This is a genomic window from Cupriavidus sp. 05T41 (assembly GCF_056396525.1).
In genome coordinates this window covers 34,199-53,012 of record NZ_JBFTLQ010000056.1, presented here as the reverse complement: position 1 = coordinate 53,012, position 18,814 = coordinate 34,199, and the positions used below count along the sequence as shown (strand labels likewise).

Genomic DNA, 18,814 nt, shown 5'->3' with positions numbered 1-18,814 from the left:
ACGCGCAACAGCGCCGCGGTGCGGGGGTCGCCCTCGCCGCTGGCCGGCGGCGGCGCCAGGTGCAGTACGCGACCGGCCAGCCCGGCAAGGCGCGCCAGCGTGGCGGGCCGGTCCAGGTCGGCCAGCAGCGGCACGGCGCCGTTGTCGCGCAGCTCACGGCTGCGCGATGGCTGCGAAGTGGTGGCAAAGACGCGCCAGCGCGTCGAAAGAATACGAAGGCAGCGCGTGCCCACGTCCCCGCAGCCTACGATCAGCAGGCGCGGCCGGCCCAGGCGGCGTCGCGACAGATTTTTGCTCATACAGTGATTATGGCTTACCAAGTTACCGTCATGCCCAGCGGGCGCCAGTTCGAAGCAGCCGCTGATGAAACCATCCTCGCGGCGGCCCTGCGCCACAGCATCGGCCTGCCCTACGGCTGCAAGAACGGCGCATGCGGCTCCTGCAAGGGCCGCGTCACCGCCGGCAGCGTTGTCCAGGGCGATCATGCCGCTTCCGCGCTGTCGGCGCAGGAAGAGACGGAGGGCCGTGCGCTGTTCTGCTGCGCCACGGCCAGCTCGGACATCACCATCGAATGCCGCGAGGTGCAGGGCGCGGGCGACATCCCCATCAAGAAGGTGCCGTGCCGCGTGGCGAGCCTGGAGCGCGTGGCCGACGACGTCATTATCGCCCGCCTGCAGCTGCCCGCCACCGAGCGCATGCAGTACCTGGCCGGCCAGTACGTGGAGTTCCTGCTGCGCGACGGCAAGCGCCGCAGCTATTCGATCGCCACGCCGCCGCACCAGGAGGGTCCGATCGAGCTGCACTTCCGCCATATGCCCGGCGGCACGTTCACCGACTACGTGTTCGGCGCCAGGGAAGGCCAGCCGGTCATGAAGGAGCGCGACATCCTGCGCTTCGAAGGCCCGCTCGGCAGCTTCTTCCTGCGCGAAGACTCCGAAAAGCCCATCATCCTGCTGGCTTCGGGCACGGGCTTCGCGCCGATCAAGGCGATCGTCGAGCACGTCGCCTACACCGGCATCACGCGGCCGATGACGCTGTACTGGGGCGGCCGCCGCCCGGCCGACCTGTACATGAACGCGCTGTGCGAACAGTGGGCGCGCGATCTGCCCAACTTCCGCTACGTGCCCGTGATCTCGAACGCGCAGCCCGCCGACGACTGGGACGGCCGCACCGGTTTTGTCCACGAGGCGGTGATGGAAGACCACCCCGACATGGCAGGCTTCGAGGTCTACGCCTGCGGCGCGCCGGTGATGGTCAATGCAGCGCGCAAGGACTTCTCCCTGCGCTGCGACCTGCACGAGGACGCCTTCTTCGCCGACTCGTTCACCTCGGAGGCCGACATGCACCCGGCCCCGGCGGCCTGAGCGCCACCGGACGCAGTCCCAGCGCGACAACAATGCCCGGCCCGTTGAAAATTCGTTTTGACAGCCGGGCGCATGCGCCTTATATTTGCCGCCATGAACTACGCTATGGTCCGACGCAGCTTCCGTACGATGCTCCCCACCGGGGTGCCGCGCGGCTGACCGTCCATCGCTTTTGTTCAGATCGACAAGCCACGGGCAACCCCCGTGGCTTTTTGTTTTTGCGCGCGTTCTTGCGCGTGCCGGTTCCCTCTCCTCTCCCCTGTTTCACGCCGACCCTTGGAGTCCGCCATGGCATTTGCTGAGTATCCCGTCCAATCCCTGATGTACATCACCAACCGGCCCGAACTGGTCTTCACCGAAGGCAAGGGCTCGTGGCTCACGGACCATAACGGCAAGCGATACCTGGACTTCGTGCAAGGCTGGGCGGTCAATTGCCTGGGACACTCAAACCAGGGCATGATCGATGCGCTGGTGGCGCAATCGCAAAAGCTGTTCAACCCGAGCCCGGCGTTCTACAACGAGCCCATGCTCAGGCTGGCCAGGCAGCTCACCGACAGCAGCTGCTTCGACAAGGTCTTCTTCACCAACAGCGGCGCCGAGGCCAACGAAGGCGCGATCAAGCTGGCACGCAAATGGGGCCGCAAGCACAAGGACGGCGCGTACGAGATCATCACCATGGACCACAGCTTCCATGGCCGCACGCTCGCCACCATGAGCGCGTCGGGCAAGGCCGGCTGGGACACCATCTTCGCCCCGCAGGTGCCGGGCTTCCCCAAGGCGGACCTCAACGACCTGGCCTCGGTGGAGAAGCTGATCACCGACAAGACCGTGGGCATCATGCTCGAACCGGTGCAGGGCGAAGGCGGCGTGATCCCCGCCTCGCGCGAATTCATGCAGGGCCTGCGCAAGCTGGCCGACAAGCACAAGCTGCTGTTCATCGTCGATGAAGTGCAGACCGGCTGCGGGCGCTGCGGCCCGATGTTCGCGTACGTGCTGTCGGGCGTGGAGCCGGACATCATGACGCTGGGCAAGGGCATCGGCGGCGGCGTGCCGCTGGCGGCCCTGCTGTGCAAGGCCGAAGTGGCCAGCTTCGAGGCCGGCGACCAGGGCGGCACCTACAATGGCAACCCGGTGATGACCGCGGTCGGCAGCGCCGTGATGGCGCAGTTGAGCGCGCCCGGCTTCCTGCAGAGCGTGCAGGAGAAAGGCGCCTACTTGCGCGAGCAGTTGCTGGCGCTGTCGTCCGAGTTCGGCCTGGGCGGCGAACGCGGCGAAGGCCTGCTGCGCGCGCTGGTGCTGGACAAGGACATCGGCCCGCAGATCGTGGAAGAAGCGCGCGACATGCAGCCGCAAGGCCTGCTGCTGAATTCGCCGCGCCCCAACCTGCTGCGCTTCATGCCCGCGCTGAACGTCACCACCGAAGAGATCGACCAGATGATCGGCATGCTGCGCACGCTGCTCAAGAAGCTGGCCTGAGCCGCGGCTGCGTCGCCGCGCCGGCCGCGGCCGGCGCAGGCCGGCACAGAAAGAAAAAGCCCCGCAGTTCATCGCTGCGGGGCTTTTTCATGGCGCGGCGCGGACGATCACTCGCCCAGGTAAGCCGCCCTCACCTTCGGATCGTCCAGCATCTGCTTGGCGTCGCCGCTCATGGTGACCAGGCCGGACTCCATCACGTAGCCGCGATGCGCGGCCTGCAGCGCCAGGCGCGCGTTCTGCTCGACGAGCAGCACGGTCACGCCCTGCGCCGACACCGCGCGCACGACCTCGAAGATCTTCTCGACCATGATCGGCGAGAGGCCCATCGACGGCTCGTCCAGCAGCAGCAGCTTGGGCTGGCTCATCAGCGCGCGCGCCATCGCCAGCATCTGCTGCTCGCCGCCGGACATGGTGCCGGCGAGCTGGTTGGCGCGCTCCTTCAGGCGCGGGAAGATGCCGAACATGCGGTCGATGTCGGACTTGATGCCGCCCTCGTCGTCACGCGTGTACGCGCCCATCTGCAGGTTCTCGGTGATGGTCATGCGCGCGAACACGCCGCGGCCTTCCGGCACCATCGCCAGCCCCTGCTTGAGCAGCTTGTAGCTGGGCACGCCCTTGATGGACTTGCCCATGTACTCGACATCGCCGCCGGCCCAGCCCTGCAGGCCGGTGATGGCCTTCATGGTGGTGGTCTTGCCGGCGCCGTTGGCGCCGATCAGCGTGACGAGCTCGCCTTCGCGGATCTCGAGGTCGATGCCCTTGACGGCCTGGATGCCGCCGTAGGCCACCTTGAGGCCGGAAATCTTCAGTAGTGTGTCTTTCATCGTCTCGCCCTCAGTGCGCCGCCGTACCGAGGTAAGCCTCGATCACCGCTGGATTGCTCTGGACCTCTTGCGGCAGGCCCTGTGCGATCACCTTGCCGTAGTCGAGCACGGTCAGGCGGTTGCACAGGCCCATCACCAGCTTCACATCGTGCTCGATCAGCAGGATGGTCCTGCCATCCGAGCGGATCTTGTCGAGCAGCCCGCGCAGCTCCACCTTCTCGGTGGCGTTCATGCCGGCCGCCGGCTCGTCGAGCGCGAGCAGCTTGGGTTCGGTGGCGAGGGCGCGTGCGATCTCGAGGCGGCGCTGGTGGCCGTACGAGAGGTTGCGCGCGGTGAAGTTGGCGTACTTGCCGATGCCTACGTACTCGAGCAGGTCGTGCGCCATGTCCTCGATGCCCTCCTCCTCGCGCCGCACCTGCGGCGGACGGAAGATGGCGCCGAACAGGCCGGCCTTGGTGCGCACGTGGCGGCCCACCATGACGTTTTCCAGCGCGGTCATCTCGCCGAACAGGCGGATGTTCTGGAACGTGCGGGCAATGCCCGCCTTGGCCACCTCATGCACGGCGGTGGGCTGGTAGGGCTCGCCACCCAGCGTGAACTCGCCCGAGTCCGGCGTGTAGAGGCCGGTGATCACGTTGAAGAACGTGGTCTTGCCGGCGCCGTTGGGACCGATCAGTCCGTAGATCTCGCCCGGATTGATCTGCAGGCCCACTTCGCACAGGGCCTGAAGCCCGCCGAATCGCTTGTTGACCCCCTGTACCGACAGGAGGAAGTTTCCATTGCTCATCTCATCCTCCTGGTCAGAAACGGCCGACACTGCCCGGACGGCGAACCACCGGGCGGTCTTCCTTGCGCGGCGACGGCCACAGGCCGGCCGGGCGATACAGCATCACGCCCACCAGCGCCAGGCCGAACAGCAACTGGCGCAGCACTTCGGCGTCGACGATGGCGTGGCCGAAGATCAGGCGCTGTACCGGCTCGGCCACGACACGCAGCAGCTCCTGGAAGCCGACCAGCAGGATGCCGCCCAGGATCACGCCCGGGATATGGCCCATGCCGCCCAGCACCACGATGGCGAGGATGTAGATCGACTCCCACAGCACGAACGATTCCGGCGAGACGAAGCCCTGGAACGCGCCGAACACCGCGCCCGACGCGCCGCCGAACGACGCGCCCATGGCAAAGGCCAGCAGCTTGATGTTGCGGGTGTTGATGCCCATCGCCTTGGCGGCGATCTCGTCCTCGCGGATGGCCACGAAGGCGCGGCCGATGCGCGAGTTCTGCAAGCGCAGGCAGATGAACACGATGGCGATCACCAGCACCACCAGCAGGTAGTAGTACATGAACACCGGCGTGAACTTGAGCCCGAAGATCTCGTGCGACTTCGAGAAATCGAAGCCGAAGATATGGACCGGGTCCACCGCGGTGATCCCCTTCGGCCCGTTCGTGATGTTGATCGGGCGATCGAGGTTGTTCATGAAAATGCGGATGATCTCGCCGAAGCCCAGCGTCACGATGGCCAGGTAGTCACCGCGCAGCTTGAGCGTTGGTGCGCCGAGCAGCACGCCGAACGTGGCCGCCACCGCCACGGCGATCGGCAGGACGAACCACATCGACAGGTGCAACCCGTTCGGGAACAGGTTGTGGATCCATTCGAACTGGTTGGCCAGGTGCGGCGAGCCGAGCAGCGCCATCAGGTAGGCACCGACCGCATAGAAGGCGATGTAGCCGAGATCGAGCAGGCCGGCGAAGCCCACCACGATGTTCAGGCCCAGGGCCAGCATGATGTAGATCAGCGCGAAGTCGAGCACGCGCACCCAGTAGTTGCCGCCCAGCGTCTGCACGAGGAACGGCGCGCACAGGGCGATCACCAGGAAGGCAAGCAGCGCGGCCATGGTCTTGGCCGGCGTCTTGGTCAGCGGCGCGGGTTGCGCCGTGGATGGAATCGGGGCATTCATGGATTCTCTCCTCAGGCGCGTTCGGAAACCCGCTCGCCCATGATGCCGGACGGTCGGAAGACAAGGACGATGATCAGCACGATGAAGGCGAACACGTCCTGGTAGTTGGAGCCGAATACTCCGTTGGTGAGGTCGCCGATATAGCCGGCGCCCAGCGCTTCGATCAGGCCCAGCAGCATGCCGCCGACCATGGCGCCGGCGAGGTTGCCGATGCCGCCCAGCACCGCGGCGGTGAACGCCTTCAGGCCCGGGATGAAGCCCATGTAGAAGTGGGCGTTACCGTAGTTGGTGGCCATCATCACGCCGGCCAGCGCGGCCAGCGTGGCGCCGATCATGAAGGTGGCGGAGATCACGAAGTTCGGGTTCACGCCCATCAGGCCCGCCACCTTCTGGTTCTCGGCGGTGGCGCGCATCGCGCGGCCGAGCTTGGTGCGGTTGACCAGGGCCAGCAGGCCGGCCATGACCATCACGGCCATGCCGATGATGACCATTTCCTTGCCCGTGATCGTCGCGCCGGTCGACCCGATATCGATCGGCTCCGACGGCAGCAGTTGCGGGAAGGTGAGCGGGTTGCGCGACCAGATCAGCATGCCCATCGTCTGCAGGATGATGGATACGCCGATGGCGGTGATCAGCGGGGCGAGCCGCGGCGCATTGCGCAACGGCCGGTAGGCAACCCGCTCGATGGTGTACGCGAGCACCGCGCAGACCGGCATGGCGATCAGCGTGGCAATGACGAGGGTGAGCCACTCGGGCAGGCCCGGGGCGATTTTCTGGATGCCGAGAATGGCTGAGAGGGCGGTCAGCGCGCCGATCATCAGGACGTCGCCGTGGGCGAAGTTGATGATCCCGAGAATGCCGTAGACCATGGTGTAGCCAAGTGCAATCAGCGCATAGATGCTGCCGAGCACCAGACCATTCACGATCTGCTGGATAAAGATATCCATGAAAACTCCTTGCTCCGTCCGAAGTCCCGCGGCATGGAGTGGTTGCCGGGCGGACGGTGGTGTGTGAGTGGTTTGGTAGTGTGTTTATGTGCTGGTAAGCGGCCTGCCTAGTTCACCCATGGTAAGGATGCTGTACGTTTGGCGAGGCTAAAAAAACGGCACCGCAAAGTGCTCGCGGTGCCGTTCGGATGGGCCGGTAAGCCCGGATTACATCTTCACGACGTCGAGGACGGTCTTTTTCTTGTCCTTGTACTCGTAAAGGGTGATCGTGCCTTCCTTCATGTCGCCCTTCTCGTCGAAGGCGATGTTGCCGATCAGGCCCTTGTAGTTCGTCTTGGGCACTTCGGCCAGGATGGCAGCCGGTTCGGTCGAGTTGGCGCGCTTCATGGCGTCGACGATGACCATCACGGCGTCATAGGTGAACGGTGCGTAGATCTGCACCGGCGCGTTGAAGCGAGCCTGGTAGCGCTTGTCGAAGTCGGCGCCCTGCTCCATCTTCGACAGAGCCAGACCGGCTTCCGAGCAGATGATGTTGGACACGGCATCGCCAGCCAGTTCGGCCACCTTGTCGGTACACACGCCGTCGCCGCCAACGATCTTGGCGCCGATGCCGAGTTCCTTGGCCTGCTTGGCGAACGGGCCGCCGGTGGCGTCCATGCCGCCGTACATGATCACGTCCGGCTTCTTGCCCTTGATCTTGGTCAGAATGGCCTTGAAGTCGGTGGCCTTGTCGTTGGTGGCTTCACGCGCCACCACGTTCACGCCCGAAGCCTTGGCGGTCTTCTCGAACTCGTCGGCCAGGCCCTTGCCGTAGGCGGTGGCGTCGTCGACGATGGCCACGGTCTTGGCGTGCAGGCTCTTGGTGGCGTAGTTGGCCAGTGCCGGACCTTGCTGGGCGTCGGTCGCGACCACGCGGAACGTGGTCTTGAAGCCTTGCTTGGTGTAGTCGGGGTTGGTCGACGACGGCGAGATCTGGACGATGCCGGCATCGCTGTAGATCTTGGAGGCCGGGATCGATACGCCCGAGTTCAGGTGGCCGACCACGGCCACGACCTTCTCGTCGACCAGCTTCTGCGCCACGGAGGTGCCGGTCTTCGGATCGCCCGCGTCGTCTTCGCCGACCAGTTCGAGCTTGATCTTCTTGCCGTTGATCTCCAGGCCTGCCTTGTTGACTTCTTCGACGGCCAGGCGGGCGCCGTTTTCATTGTCCTTGCCAAGGTGGGCGATACCGCCGGTGAGCGGAGCCGCGTGGCCGATCTTGACTACGGTTTCGCCGGCGCCGGCAGCGGGTGCCGCTGCGGCTGCAGGTGCGGACGCTGCCGCGTCAGCCGGCTTTTCTTCTTTCTTGCCGCAAGCAGTAACCAGCGCCACTGCGGCTGCGATCGGCAGAATCTTGGCAAACGTGATTTGCATGAGTGATCTCCTAGGATTCACATGATCAGGGTAAACCAACGCCCCCCGGACGTTTCCCCTGAACCGCCTTAGTTTAGTTTCAATTTGAAACGCGCGAATTGTATCCCCTTTTTTTGCGGATGCAATATGCGACGCAACAACCTGAATGATTAACCCACGAAATGAGCTAGGGAATTTCCCCAATGCACAGATTGGGGCAATTCCCGCCTACTTGTGGGCTAGCCTTCGTAACTAACAAGATTCGTGCCCGCCTTTGCCCGCACATGGCTTTTGCAGCGTTTGCATCACTCCCGGGCCAGCCGTATTAAATAGGCGTTTCATTTAATATGAGCCCGCCTCTGCCTCTCCTAATAGAAGACGCTATTTGTCCGGCACCATAATAGGGAAACTCCTAATTCTAGGGAATTCCCTAATTTGTCTTATAGTTCAGACAAGCATAAGAAAACGACGCACCGCGATTGTGCATTATTGCGTGTTGGACGGCGATATACCCGTGCAATATATCGGTGCACTTCGGCACTGGGGCCGCGCATTGGCATGAGGCAAGGCGGATGGCCCGCGCGCACGGCGTCTGCGCCGCCGACGGAATGCGGCACGGCGTCACGCATGCAGCGCAGCGGAGGAAACCAGCGAGGGAAACGGAAGAGACTCAAGGGGGCGCGCGGCGCGTTGCGCCGGCGCGCTGGCATGGCCCGGAGCGGGCCATGCCAGCGATCGCGGCAGCGATCAGGCCGGCGTGACCAGGCCGCGCGGCAGGGGGAACGACATCTTTTCCTCGATGCCGTCGAGCGCGCGCACATTGCGCACGCCAAGCAGGCGCAGGCGTTCGACGATGGACTGCGCCAGCGCTTCGGGCGCCGACGCGCCGGCGGTCAGGCCGATGCGGCGCTTGCCTTCCACCCATTCCGGCTGGAGCTGGTCGGGTGAATCGATCATGTAGGCCGGCACGCCCAGGCGCTCGGCCAGTTCGCGCAGGCGGTTGGAGTTCGAGCTGTTGGGGCTGCCCACCACGATCACGACCTCGACCTGCGGCGCCATGAACTTCACCGCGTCCTGGCGATTCTGCGTGGCATAGCAGATATCCTGCTTCTTGGGCTCGCGGATCTGCGGGAAACGCGCCTTGAGCGCGGCGACGATCTCCACCGTCTCGTCCACCGACAGCGTGGTCTGGGTCACGAAGGCCAGGCGATCCGGATTGGACACCTCCAGCCTGGCCACATCGGCGGCGGACTCGACCAGCAGCATGCCGCCTTCGGTCTGGCCCATGGTGCCCTCGACCTCGGGGTGACCGGCGTGGCCGATCATGATGATCTCGCAACCCTCGGCGCGCATCTTGCCCACTTCGACGTGCACCTTGGTCACCAGCGGACAGGTGGCGTCGAACACGTTGAGGCCGCGCACGGTCGCATCGGCACGCACTTCCTTGGACACGCCGTGCGCGCTGAAGATGACGGTGGAGCCGGACGGCACTTCCTCGAGTTCCTGTACGAAGATCGCACCCTTGCGGCGCAGGTCCTCCACCACATAGGCATTGTGGACAATCTCGTGGCGCACGTAGATCGGTGCGCCGTAGCGGGCAAGGGCACGCTCGACGATCTCGATGGCGCGATCCACGCCGGCGCAGAAGCCGCGGGGCTGCGCCATCAGGATCTCGGCATCGGCGGCTGTGGTGAGTTCGGACATGCAGGAATTCAGTTCAATGCGGCCGGCGCTGGGCCGGCCTGGTTCAGCATCAGAGAATGCCGATCAGCTGGACGTCGAACAAGATAGTCTGTCCGGCGAGCGGGTGGTTGAAATCGAACAGGGCCGAGGTCTCGCCGATTTCCTTGAGCACCCCGGCGTACTTGCCGCCGCCGGGCGCGTTGAACTCGACCAGGTCGCCCGGGGTGTAGTCCTCTTCAAACGAACTGTTTTCACGCAGCGTGTTCAGCGAGACCCGTTGCAGCAGCTCCGGGTTGCGCGGGCCGAACGCGTGCTCGGGCGCCAGGCGGTAAGTCATGCGCTCGCCCTCGGGCATGCCCAGCAGGGCTTGCTCCAGGGTGGGCGCGAACTGCCCCTGGCCCAGCAGCAGCGTTGCGGGCTTCTCTTCGAACGTGCTGACGATTTCCGTGCCGTTCTCGAGGGAAATGCTGTAGTGCAGGGTCAGGAAGGAGTCCGGCTGCACGGTCTTGCGACCGTCAGCGGCGCCGTCCTGCGGCCCTGACGCAAAAGTTTGCAAATTCATGGGTGCTCAACCTGTCGACAACCCGTATTGTAAGCGACTCGACCGCGCGCCGCCTTGTCTGCGCCCGGCGTGCACCGCCATGCAGTTCCATTCTCACGGGGGGATCGTGTCATGCGCATTACGGACTGGCCCAGCAGCGAACGCCCGCGCGAAAAACTGCTGCGCGACGGTGCCACGGCGCTTTCGGACGCCGAACTGCTCGCCGTCTTCCTGCGCGTGGGCGTGGCCGGCAAGAGCGCGGTCGACCTGGCGCGGGAGCTGCTGAACGACTTCGGCACGCTGAGCGGCCTTTTTTCCGCCGGGACCGACGAATTCGCCCGGATCAAGGGCATGGGCGCGGCCAAGTATGCCCAGTTGCAGGCCGCCCAGGAGCTCACCCGGCGCGCCCTGGCCGAGCGGCTTGCCCTGCCGGGCGGCCTCGATTCACCGGCGGCGGTGCGCGACTACCTGCGCCTGACGCTGGCGGCACACCCGCATGAGGTCTTCATGTGCCTGTTCCTCGATGCGCGCAACCGGCTGCTGGCCAGCGAAGAGCTGTTCCGCGGCAGCCTGACGCAGACCAGTGTCTATCCGCGTGAGGTGGCGCGCCAGGCTTTGCTGCATAATGCGGCCTCCGTGATCGTCGCGCACAACCATCCGTCGGGCAATGCACTGCCGAGTGGGGCCGATCTGGCCATGACCCGCTCGCTCACACGCTCGCTGGCCCTGATCGACGTGAAGGTGCTCGACCACTTCATCGTGGCGGGCACCACCATCCACTCGTTCGCGGAACATGGCGAACTCTGATGGTGATGGGCCATATGCGCCGGCTGATTGTGCAGCAGACGCCACCAATGTGGCATCTGTGCACGGTAAACCACGGAAGGCATTGATCGGTTGAGGTTTTCCGGTCTATAATGCTCGTTTTGCTGAAGTCTTAACCGCTGCAGTCCGGGCCGCGCGCCTTTTGTTGATCTGTTGCGAACATTGTCCACGAATAGAAGAGTTAGGAGTGCTTCATGGCACGCGTCTGTCAAGTGACCGGGAAAGCGCCGATGGTCGGCAACAACGTTTCCCACGCAAACAACAAGACCAAGCGCCGTTTTCTGCCCAACCTGCAGAATCGTCGTTTCTTTGTTGAATCGGAAAACCGCTGGGTGAGCCTGCGCGTCTCGAACGCCGGCCTGCGCCTGATCGACAAGAAAGGCATCGACTCCGTGCTCGCCGACCTGCGCGCACGCGGCGAAGTCTAATTAGGAGTACATCATGGCCAGCAAAGGCGGACGCGATAAGATCAAGTTGGAGTCGACTGCAGGTACGGGTCACTTCTACACGACCACCAAGAACAAGCGCACCATGCCGGAAAAGATGGAGATCATGAAGTTCGATCCCGTCGCCCGCAAGCATGTGTCGTACAAGGAAACCAAGATCAAGTAATTGATCCTGGCTTTCCGCATGCCGATTCGCGCGGCATGTCTGTAAAAACCCCGCATCTGCGGGGTTTTTGCTTTTTCGGGCCTGCAATGGCCGTCAATCGCGGGGATGCCCGCGGTGCCCCACGCAAAGTCGCGGCGGGTGTACACTTTCCAGCTTTCCTGCCTCCCGACCGCGTTTCGCGCGCGCGTCTCTCGCATCATGAACTTCGATGTCGCCATTGTCGGCAGCGGACTGGCCGGTCTGACGGTCGCGCTGCAACTGGCCGACACCCATCGGGTTGTCATTATCTGCAAACGCGCCATGACGCAGGGCGCCAGCGACTGGGCCCAGGGCGGCATCGCGGCCGTGCTGGATTCCGGCGACAGTCATGACGAGCACACCCAGGACACGCTGGTGGCCGGTGCCGGGCTGTGCGATGACGGTGCCACGCGCTTCATCGTGGAGCATGGGCGCGAGGCGATCCAGTGGCTGATCGACCGTGGCGTGCCGTTCACGCGCGACGACCAGGCCGAACTGGGTTTCCACCTGACGCGCGAAGGCGGCCACAGCCGCCGCCGCATCATCCACGCGGCGGACGCTACCGGGCACGCGGTGGTGACCACGCTCACCGAGCAGGCGCGCCGGCACCCGAACATCACCGTGATCGAGGATCACTTCGCGGTAGACCTGATCACTTCGCGCAAGCTCGGCATGCCGGGCAATCGCTGCTACGGCCTCTACGTGCTGGACGATGCCAGCGGTGAAGTGCGCACCATCACCGCCACCCACACGGTGCTGGCCACCGGCGGCGCGGGCAAGGTCTATCTCTACACCACCAATCCCGACACGGCCACCGGCGACGGCATCGCGATGGCATGGCGGGCGGGCTGCCGGGTCTCGAACATGGAGTTCATCCAGTTCCACCCGACCTGCCTCTATCACCCTTACGCCAAGTCCTTCCTGATCTCGGAAGCGGTGCGCGGCGAAGGCGGCCTGCTGAAGCTGCCCGACGGCACGCGCTTCATGCCCGAGCATGACGAGCGCGCCGAACTGGCTCCGCGCGACGTGGTGGCGCGCGCGATCGACTTCGAAATGAAGAAGCGCGGCCTGGACTATGTGCACCTCGACATCAGCCACCAGCCTGAGTCCTTCCTGCGCGAGCACTTTCCCACCATCCACGCGCGCTGCCTGGAACTGGGCATCGACATCACGCGCGAGCCGATCCCGGTGGTGCCTGCTGCGCACTACACCTGCGGCGGCGTGGTGACCGACACCACCGGCCGCACTGACCTGACCAACCTGTATGCCGTGGGCGAGACCGGCTGCACCGGCTTGCACGGCGCGAACCGCTTGGCTTCGAACTCACTGCTGGAATGCATGGTGATCGGGCGCGCCGCGGCCCTCGATATCGCCTCGCAGGACAAGGCCGGCCAGCCGGACATTGCCCTGCCGAAGTGGGATGAGAGCCGCGTGGCGGATGCCGACGAGGAAGTCGTGGTGTCGCACAATTGGGACGAACTGCGCCGCATGATGTGGAACTACGTCGGCATCGTGCGCACCAGCAAGCGGCTCGAACGCGCGCAGCATCGCATCAGCCTGCTGCGCGAGGAAATCGCCGAGTACTACGCCAATTTCCGCGTGACGCGCGACCTGCTGGAACTGCGCAACCTGGTCGAGGTGGCATCGCTGATCGTCGATAGCGCCTATTCGCGCCACGAGAGCCGCGGCCTGCACTACAGCCGGGATTATCCGGAGACCTTGCCCAAGGCGCTGCCGACGGTCATGCAGCCGGAATTCAAGCGGGAGCGAGGGAAGTAGGAAAGCGTTGCGTCCGGCAGCGAAGCTGCCGAACTAAGCCCCGCCAGGCCACCCTTCCCCCGCCCTCTTCCTCGAAGGCAGAGGATGGAAGCGAAGCGTGGCCGGCCGCGCTCAGGCCAGGATCCGCAGCGAGTAGTCCGTCGCCCGCACATCCTTTGTCAGCGCACCGACCGAGATCCGGTCCACGCCGGTTTCGGCAAAAACGCGGATGGTGTCGGCATTGACCCCGCCCGAGACTTCCAGCAGCGCACGTCCATCATTGATGCGCACGGCGTCATGCATCATCGCCACGGTGAAGTTGTCGATCAGGATCGACTTTGCACCGGCGGCCAGCGCTTCCTCCAGCTCCGCCAGGGTTTCCACTTCCACCTGCACCGACACGCCGGCCTGGAGCGCCAGCGCCGCCTGCATCGCCGCGGTGATGCTGCCGGCGGCGGCAATGTGGTTCTCCTTGATCAGGATGCCGTCGTACAGTGCCAGCCGCTGGTTTTCGCCGCCGCCCATGCGCACCGCGTACTTCTGCGCCAGGCGCAGGCCGGGCAGCGTCTTGCGCGTGTCGAGCACGCGCGCGCGGGTGCCCTCGATGATATCGGCGTAACGCCGCGTGGCGGTGGCCACGCCGGACAGCAACTGCAGGAAATTCAGCGACGGGCGTTCGGCGGTCAGCAACGAACGCGCCGGGCCCGCAATCTCGCACACCACGGAATCGGCCGCCATGCGCGCACCTTCTGCCTGCAGCCAGTGCACCTCGAGCGCCGGATCGATGGCGCTCATGCACGCCTCGAACCAGGCCTGGCCGCACAGCACAGCCTGCTCGCGCACGATCACGCGCGCGTGCGCGGGCTTGCCCTCGGGCACCAGCAGGCCAGTCAGGTCGCCGCTGCCGACGTCCTCGTCAATGGCGGCGCGCACATTGGCCTGCAGCGCCTCGACGAGCGCCGGACCGAAGCTATCGAAGACGCGGTTGGCGTTCATGCTGCTCGTATTGTTCGTTTTGCTTGCGTCGCTCATGCCGGACCGATTCCCTTGAACAATGCCTGCTCGGCGGCGAGATCCGCGCGCGGGCGCACATTGGCCTTCTGCTGGGCGGCGAAGTCGAGCATGCGGTCGATGCAGGTCACCGCCTGCCGGCCGATCGATGCATCGACGTGAATTTCGTTGTGGCCGTGCTCGAGCACCTCGGCCAGGTTGGTCAACGCGTTCATGGCCATCCACGGGCAGTGCGCGCAACTCTTGCAGGTGGCGCTGTTGCCGGCGGTGGGCGCTTCGATGAAATGCTTGCCCGGCGCTGCCATGCGCATCTTGTGCAGGATGCCGTTGTCGGTGGCGACGATGAACTCGGTGGCGTCCAGTTCCCGCGCGGCCGCGATCAGCTGCGAAGTGGAGCCGACGACATCGGCCTGCTCCACCACGTTTGCCGGCGATTCCGGGTGCACCAGGATCTTGGCCTTGGGGAATTCGCGGCGCAGCAGGTCCAGCTCGATGCCCTTGAATTCGTCATGCACCAGGCAGGAGCCCTGCCACAGCAGCATGTCGGCGCCGGTCTGCTTCTGGATATAGCTGCCGAGGTGCTTGTCCGGCGCCCACAGGATCTTCTCGCCGCGCGCGTGCAGGTGCTCGACGATCTTCAGGCCGATGCTGGACGTCACCATCCAGTCCGCGCGCGCCTTCACGGCGGCGCTGGTATTGGCGTAGACCACCACGGTACGGTCGGGGTGCGCGTCGCAGAACGCCGCGAACTCGTCGGCCGGGCAACCCAGGTCCAGCGAGCAGGTCGCGTCCAGGTCCGGCATCAGCACGGTCTTTTCCGGGCTCAGGATCTTGGCGGTCTCGCCCATGAAGCGCACGCCCGCCACCACCAGCGTCTTGGCCGGATGGTCGCGGCCGAAGCGCGCCATTTCGAGCGAATCCGACACGCAGCCGCCGGTTTCCTCCGCCAGGTCCTGCAGGTCGGCATCGACGTAATAGTGCGCGACCAGGACAGCGTTGCGCGCCTTGAGCAGCTCCCTGATGCGCGTCTTGAGCGCAGTGCGCTCGCCGCTGGAGAGCACTGGCGGTACTTTCGCCCAGGCATGGGCGACGCAGCTGGCGCCGTCGGGGGACTCCGTCGAAATATTCGGTTTCTCGAACTCGACGGTCTTTATCGTTTGGGGGGTCATCTCCGATACTCCTCTTGGCCGCCGCGCATCATGCCGCCGGCCTGTACATGGGGGAGTTTAACTAAAACAAAAGCCCCGCCATGGGCGGGGCTTTTGGGCGCGGTGCTTTGTAGCAGCCACGCCGGCTCGGGCTTCAGGCCACGACAGCCATCATGCGTAGCGGCGCAGGCGCAGCGAAAAGTCATGCAGGGCCTGGATGCCGCTTGCCTCGGCGCGATGGCACCAGGCTTGCAGCTGCTGCAGAAGCTGTTCGCGCGTCAGGTTGGAACGGCCCCAGATCGCGGCCAGTTCGCGGCGCATTTCCACGAAGGTGTGCAGCGACTTGTTCTGCTCCACGATGCTGGCCAGCTGCTTGCGCTGCGGATCGGCCAGCTTGGCTTCCTCGCGGTGGAACCACTTGCGCGCCGGCTTGAAGCTGCTGTATTCCGCCACGCGGGCTTCCTTCAGCTTTTCCAGTTCCTGCTTGTAGGCGCTCTTGACGGCCTTGGCGTAGCGCGCCATCACGTCGTAGCGGTTGGCGATGATGGCTTCCAGCGTGTTGTGGTCCACCGGGCGGGCATCCACCAGGCGTGCCTTGGGCGGGGTCTTCTTGACCTTGGCCAGGCCGACCGCCTGCATCGCGCGGATATAACCCCAGCCGATATCGAACTCGTACCACTTGACCGAGAACTTGGCCGAGGTCGGGTAGGTGTGGTGGTTGTTGTGCAGTTCTTCGCCGCCGATGATGATGCCCCAGAACGAGACATTGGTCGAAGCGTCCTCGCAATCGTAATTGCGATAGCCCCACCAGTGGCCAAGACCATTGATGATGCCGGCGGCATGGATCGGGATCCACAGCATCTGCACGGCCCACACGGTCAGGCCGATCACGCCGAACAGCGCCACGTCGATGATCAGCATCAGGCCCACGCCTTGCCAGCCGAAGCGCGAGTACACATTGCGCTCGACCCAGTCGTTGGGCGTGCCGTGACCGAACTTGGCGACGGTTTCCTTGTTCTTGGACTCGGCGCGATAGAGTTCCGCGCCTTCCAGCAGCACCTTGCGGATGCCGCGGGTCTGCGGGCTGTGCGGATCGTCCTCGGTCTCGCACTTGGCGTGGTGCTTGCGGTGGATGGCGGTCCACTCCTTGGTGACCATCCCGGTGGTCAGCCACAGCCAGAAGCGGAAGAAATGCGAAGCAATCGGGTGCAGATCCAGCGACCGGTGCGCCATGCAGCGGTGCAGGTAGATGGTGACGCCCGCGATGGTGATGTGCGTCACCACCAGGGTGTAGATCACGATCTCCCACCAGGACCAGTTGGCAAGGCCGTTCGAGGCCCAGTCAAGAATAGTGTCGAACAAACTGTTCTCCGTCGGTTAAACAGGTGCATTCATCGCGGCACGACACGGCGGGCCGCAAACAGGGTGCAGAAAAAGGACTGCAAACTCAGTGATTGCGTCGTATGGCGTCTGCCTGAAACCCCGGCACTCGCCGGAGCCCCCATGGCATGCGCGTCTGGCGCCGTGGGCAGATGCTGCCTCCCGGCGGGACTGGCACGAGCCGCTGCAATCTGGCGGCTGTCTGGTGTGGGGGCGGGAGGTCGAAAACTCGGAACCCGCAACTACTATGATTCTACCGGAACGCCAACAAGGGAACATCCGTTTTTCCCCGAGTTTGATGTCAAGCAACACATAACGTTCCGCAAGGTGCCCCAAACGCCCCGCGAAAGTTCAGTTCGCACTGCCCACCACAACCCCGGGAGACGCCGAAAGCGTCTTGTTTGCGACTTTTTCCGGTTCATTGCCGTCAACCGCTGCCTCGCGCCCAAGGACGCGCACCTCGCGCTGGGGGTAGGGGATCGAGATCCCATGTTCCCGGAATTTGCGCCAAATTGCCCGGTTCATCGCTGACTGGACCCCCAGCTTGCCGTTCTGCGGATCGGCAATATAGCCTGCCAGCTCGTATTCGATGCCATTGTCGGCGAACAGCACCAGAAACGCCGAGGGCGCCGGTTCGGCCAGCAGGCGGGGAATTCCCTGGGCGGCTTCCACCAGCAGGGCGAGCACCGTCTCCGGATCGGCGGCGTAATCAGCCTGCACACGTGTCGCCACGCGCACATTGGTGTTGGAGAACGAATGGTTCTGGACCGCCTGCGCCACCAGTTGTTCGTTCGGCACCAGGGTTTCGCCGTCACCGTTGCGGACCACGGTGTAGCGCGTGCGGATCTGCGAGACCGTGCCGCTGAATTTATCCACCGTGATCTGGTCGCCGAGCTTGACCGAGTGATCCAGGAGGATGATGAATCCCGAGATGTAATTGCTGGCGATCTTCTGCAAGCCCAGGCCCAGGCCCACGCCGAGCGCGCCGCCGAATACCGACAGCACGGTGAGGTCGATACCGACCAGCGAAAGGCTCAGCAGCAGCGAGACCAGCAGGAGCAAGGCCTTGGAAAGTCGCGTCAGAACCACTTTCAGGTTGCTGTCCAGCCCACGGGACCGCATCAGGCGCTCTTCGAGCCACGAGCCGAACCACATCGCCACCAGCACGGTGAGCAGGATCCACACCACCGCCACCAGCGTGTCGGCCAGGTTGATCTTCTGCTTGCCGCCGACGGAGAAGCGGATGGATTCCATCCAGCCGACCACCTCCCACAGCACACCAAGCACATAGAGCGCCATGGCCACCCATACCAGCGTGGTCAGCACCTTTTCCACCAGCAGCAGCATGCCGTGCAGCTGGCCATTGCCGGACAGCACGCGCCGCAGGATATAGAAGGCGAAATACAGGAAGGTGATGCCGAACAGCGGCACCAGCGCCAGCCGCAGCACGCTGGCCGACATCAGTTGCTCCAGCCCGAAGCGCGCGGCCATCACCAGAAGCCAGCCGAACAGCGGGAACATGGCGCGCTCGAGGCTCGAGGCGGCGAAACGCAAGGCAAAGCTGGAGCCGTCGTAGCGGGCTTCCAGCCGCTTCACCACCAGCCGCGCCAGCGGCCAGGCCACGGCGAGGCAGCCGGCCAGCACCACCAGTTGCCAGATGAAGCCGGGGCCGCCGGCATCGCGGATGAGGTCGTCGAGCATCCGGCCAAAAGCCGGATGCGCCACATGGAGTTCGTTCAAGGGATTCGGATTCATGCTCAGGCGTGGCTGGCCGGGCACGCGGATGCAATCGGCGCGGGCCGGCGGGCAGGCAAGGCGCCTGGCGCCCTGCCCGTCGGAAACCAGCCATTCTAGCCGCCCGCGGCCTGCACGCGCCG

At 64.7% G+C, this 18,814-nt stretch carries 17 protein-coding genes and 1 pseudogene; 6 read left to right on the top strand and 12 right to left on the bottom strand.

Going from position 1 to position 18,814, the window contains the following annotated elements:
- Positions 1-299 (bottom strand): annotated as a pseudogene (locus AC1DKV_RS27485) (SDR family NAD(P)-dependent oxidoreductase); the annotation flags it as partial.
- Positions 300-308: 9 nt separating this feature from the next.
- Between AC1DKV_RS27485 and AC1DKV_RS27480 the strand changes: the two are divergent.
- Positions 309-1,364 (top strand): CDP-6-deoxy-delta-3,4-glucoseen reductase, encoded by a 1,056-nt coding sequence (locus AC1DKV_RS27480; RefSeq protein WP_441618596.1) that lies wholly within the window; start codon positions 309-311, stop codon positions 1,362-1,364.
- A gap of 288 nt (positions 1,365-1,652) precedes the next feature.
- Positions 1,653-2,840: an acetylornithine transaminase gene (locus tag AC1DKV_RS27475; protein WP_441618594.1), complete on the top strand. Its 1,188-nt coding sequence runs from the start codon at positions 1,653-1,655 to the stop codon at positions 2,838-2,840.
- 107 nt (positions 2,841-2,947) lie between these two features.
- On the opposite strand, the gene AC1DKV_RS27470 is transcribed toward AC1DKV_RS27475, so the two are convergent.
- From AC1DKV_RS27470 to AC1DKV_RS27440, 7 genes are all read right to left on the bottom strand, one after another.
- On the bottom strand, positions 2,948-3,664 hold the full coding sequence (locus AC1DKV_RS27470) for an ABC transporter ATP-binding protein (RefSeq protein ID WP_441618592.1): 717 nt from the start codon (positions 3,662-3,664) through the stop codon (positions 2,948-2,950).
- A 10-nt stretch (positions 3,665-3,674) separates the two neighbouring features.
- Positions 3,675-4,451 (bottom strand): ABC transporter ATP-binding protein, encoded by a 777-nt coding sequence (locus tag AC1DKV_RS27465; RefSeq protein WP_441618590.1) that lies wholly within the window; start codon positions 4,449-4,451, stop codon positions 3,675-3,677.
- A 13-nt stretch (positions 4,452-4,464) separates the two neighbouring features.
- Positions 4,465-5,622 (bottom strand): ABC transporter permease subunit, encoded by a 1,158-nt coding sequence (locus AC1DKV_RS27460; RefSeq protein WP_441643502.1) that lies wholly within the window; start codon positions 5,620-5,622, stop codon positions 4,465-4,467.
- 11 nt (positions 5,623-5,633) lie between these two features.
- Positions 5,634-6,569: a branched-chain amino acid ABC transporter permease gene (locus AC1DKV_RS27455; protein WP_441618586.1), complete on the bottom strand. Its 936-nt coding sequence runs from the start codon at positions 6,567-6,569 to the stop codon at positions 5,634-5,636.
- A 207-nt stretch (positions 6,570-6,776) separates the two neighbouring features.
- Positions 6,777-7,982 (bottom strand): branched-chain amino acid ABC transporter substrate-binding protein, encoded by a 1,206-nt coding sequence (locus AC1DKV_RS27450; RefSeq protein ID WP_441618584.1) that lies wholly within the window; start codon positions 7,980-7,982, stop codon positions 6,777-6,779.
- A 726-nt stretch (positions 7,983-8,708) separates the two neighbouring features.
- The gene (gene ispH, locus AC1DKV_RS27445; RefSeq protein ID WP_441618582.1) at positions 8,709-9,665 is read right to left on the bottom strand and encodes a 4-hydroxy-3-methylbut-2-enyl diphosphate reductase; all 957 of its coding nucleotides are present in this window, start codon (positions 9,663-9,665) and stop codon (positions 8,709-8,711) included.
- A 49-nt stretch (positions 9,666-9,714) separates the two neighbouring features.
- Positions 9,715-10,206: an FKBP-type peptidyl-prolyl cis-trans isomerase gene (locus AC1DKV_RS27440; RefSeq protein ID WP_441618580.1), complete on the bottom strand. Its 492-nt coding sequence runs from the start codon at positions 10,204-10,206 to the stop codon at positions 9,715-9,717.
- A 111-nt stretch (positions 10,207-10,317) separates the two neighbouring features.
- Between AC1DKV_RS27440 and radC the strand changes: the two genes are divergently transcribed.
- From radC to nadB, 4 genes are all read left to right on the top strand, one after another.
- On the top strand, positions 10,318-10,992 hold the full coding sequence (gene radC / locus AC1DKV_RS27435) for a RadC family protein (RefSeq protein ID WP_441618578.1): 675 nt from the start codon (positions 10,318-10,320) through the stop codon (positions 10,990-10,992).
- A 212-nt stretch (positions 10,993-11,204) separates the two neighbouring features.
- Positions 11,205-11,438: a 50S ribosomal protein L28 gene (gene rpmB / locus AC1DKV_RS27430; protein WP_006575661.1), complete on the top strand. Its 234-nt coding sequence runs from the start codon at positions 11,205-11,207 to the stop codon at positions 11,436-11,438.
- A gap of 13 nt (positions 11,439-11,451) precedes the next feature.
- Entirely contained in the window at positions 11,452-11,622 is a 171-nt protein-coding gene (gene rpmG / locus AC1DKV_RS27425; protein ID WP_006157508.1) for a 50S ribosomal protein L33, read from the top strand.
- 198 nt (positions 11,623-11,820) lie between these two features.
- Positions 11,821-13,419, top strand: a complete 1,599-nt coding sequence (nadB, locus tag AC1DKV_RS27420) for an L-aspartate oxidase (protein ID WP_441618576.1) — start codon at positions 11,821-11,823, stop codon at positions 13,417-13,419.
- Between the two features lie 111 nt (positions 13,420-13,530).
- Here the strand turns inward: nadB and nadC are convergent, their stop codons facing one another.
- The 4 genes from nadC to AC1DKV_RS27400 all read right to left on the bottom strand — a co-directional run bounded on the left by nadC (position 13,531) and on the right by AC1DKV_RS27400 (position 18,692).
- Positions 13,531-14,394: a carboxylating nicotinate-nucleotide diphosphorylase gene (gene nadC, locus AC1DKV_RS27415; protein WP_441618574.1), complete on the bottom strand. Its 864-nt coding sequence runs from the start codon at positions 14,392-14,394 to the stop codon at positions 13,531-13,533.
- A gap of 32 nt (positions 14,395-14,426) precedes the next feature.
- Positions 14,427-15,578, bottom strand: coding sequence for a quinolinate synthase NadA (gene nadA, locus AC1DKV_RS27410; protein WP_441618572.1), 1,152 nt, complete (start codon positions 15,576-15,578; stop codon positions 14,427-14,429).
- Between the two features lie 150 nt (positions 15,579-15,728).
- Positions 15,729-16,919, bottom strand: a complete 1,191-nt coding sequence (locus tag AC1DKV_RS27405; RefSeq protein ID WP_441618570.1) for a DesA family fatty acid desaturase — start codon at positions 16,917-16,919, stop codon at positions 15,729-15,731.
- 369 nt (positions 16,920-17,288) lie between these two features.
- Positions 17,289-18,692, bottom strand: coding sequence for a mechanosensitive ion channel family protein (locus tag AC1DKV_RS27400; protein ID WP_441643501.1), 1,404 nt, complete (start codon positions 18,690-18,692; stop codon positions 17,289-17,291).
- Positions 18,693-18,814 lie beyond the last annotated feature (122 nt).

Coding starts and splice junctions, on each gene's coding strand:
- AC1DKV_RS27480 (WP_441618596.1), top strand. CDS start 309: ATGGCTTACCAAGTTACCGTCATGCCCAGCGGGCGCCAGTTCGAAGCA.
- AC1DKV_RS27475 (WP_441618594.1), top strand. CDS start 1,653: ATGGCATTTGCTGAGTATCCCGTCCAATCCCTGATGTACATCACCAAC.
- AC1DKV_RS27470 (WP_441618592.1), bottom strand. CDS start 3,664: ATGAAAGACACACTACTGAAGATTTCCGGCCTCAAGGTGGCCTACGGC.
- AC1DKV_RS27465 (WP_441618590.1), bottom strand. CDS start 4,451: ATGAGCAATGGAAACTTCCTCCTGTCGGTACAGGGGGTCAACAAGCGA.
- AC1DKV_RS27460 (WP_441643502.1), bottom strand. CDS start 5,622: ATGAATGCCCCGATTCCATCCACGGCGCAACCCGCGCCGCTGACCAAG.
- AC1DKV_RS27455 (WP_441618586.1), bottom strand. CDS start 6,569: ATGGATATCTTTATCCAGCAGATCGTGAATGGTCTGGTGCTCGGCAGC.
- AC1DKV_RS27450 (WP_441618584.1), bottom strand. CDS start 7,982: ATGCAAATCACGTTTGCCAAGATTCTGCCGATCGCAGCCGCAGTGGCG.
- ispH (WP_441618582.1), bottom strand. CDS start 9,665: ATGTCCGAACTCACCACAGCCGCCGATGCCGAGATCCTGATGGCGCAG.
- AC1DKV_RS27440 (WP_441618580.1), bottom strand. CDS start 10,206: ATGAATTTGCAAACTTTTGCGTCAGGGCCGCAGGACGGCGCCGCTGAC.
- radC (WP_441618578.1), top strand. CDS start 10,318: ATGCGCATTACGGACTGGCCCAGCAGCGAACGCCCGCGCGAAAAACTG.
- rpmB (WP_006575661.1), top strand. CDS start 11,205: ATGGCACGCGTCTGTCAAGTGACCGGGAAAGCGCCGATGGTCGGCAAC.
- rpmG (WP_006157508.1), top strand. CDS start 11,452: ATGGCCAGCAAAGGCGGACGCGATAAGATCAAGTTGGAGTCGACTGCA.
- nadB (WP_441618576.1), top strand. CDS start 11,821: ATGAACTTCGATGTCGCCATTGTCGGCAGCGGACTGGCCGGTCTGACG.
- nadC (WP_441618574.1), bottom strand. CDS start 14,394: ATGAACGCCAACCGCGTCTTCGATAGCTTCGGTCCGGCGCTCGTCGAG.
- nadA (WP_441618572.1), bottom strand. CDS start 15,578: ATGACCCCCCAAACGATAAAGACCGTCGAGTTCGAGAAACCGAATATT.
- AC1DKV_RS27400 (WP_441643501.1), bottom strand. CDS start 18,692: ATGAATCCGAATCCCTTGAACGAACTCCATGTGGCGCATCCGGCTTTT.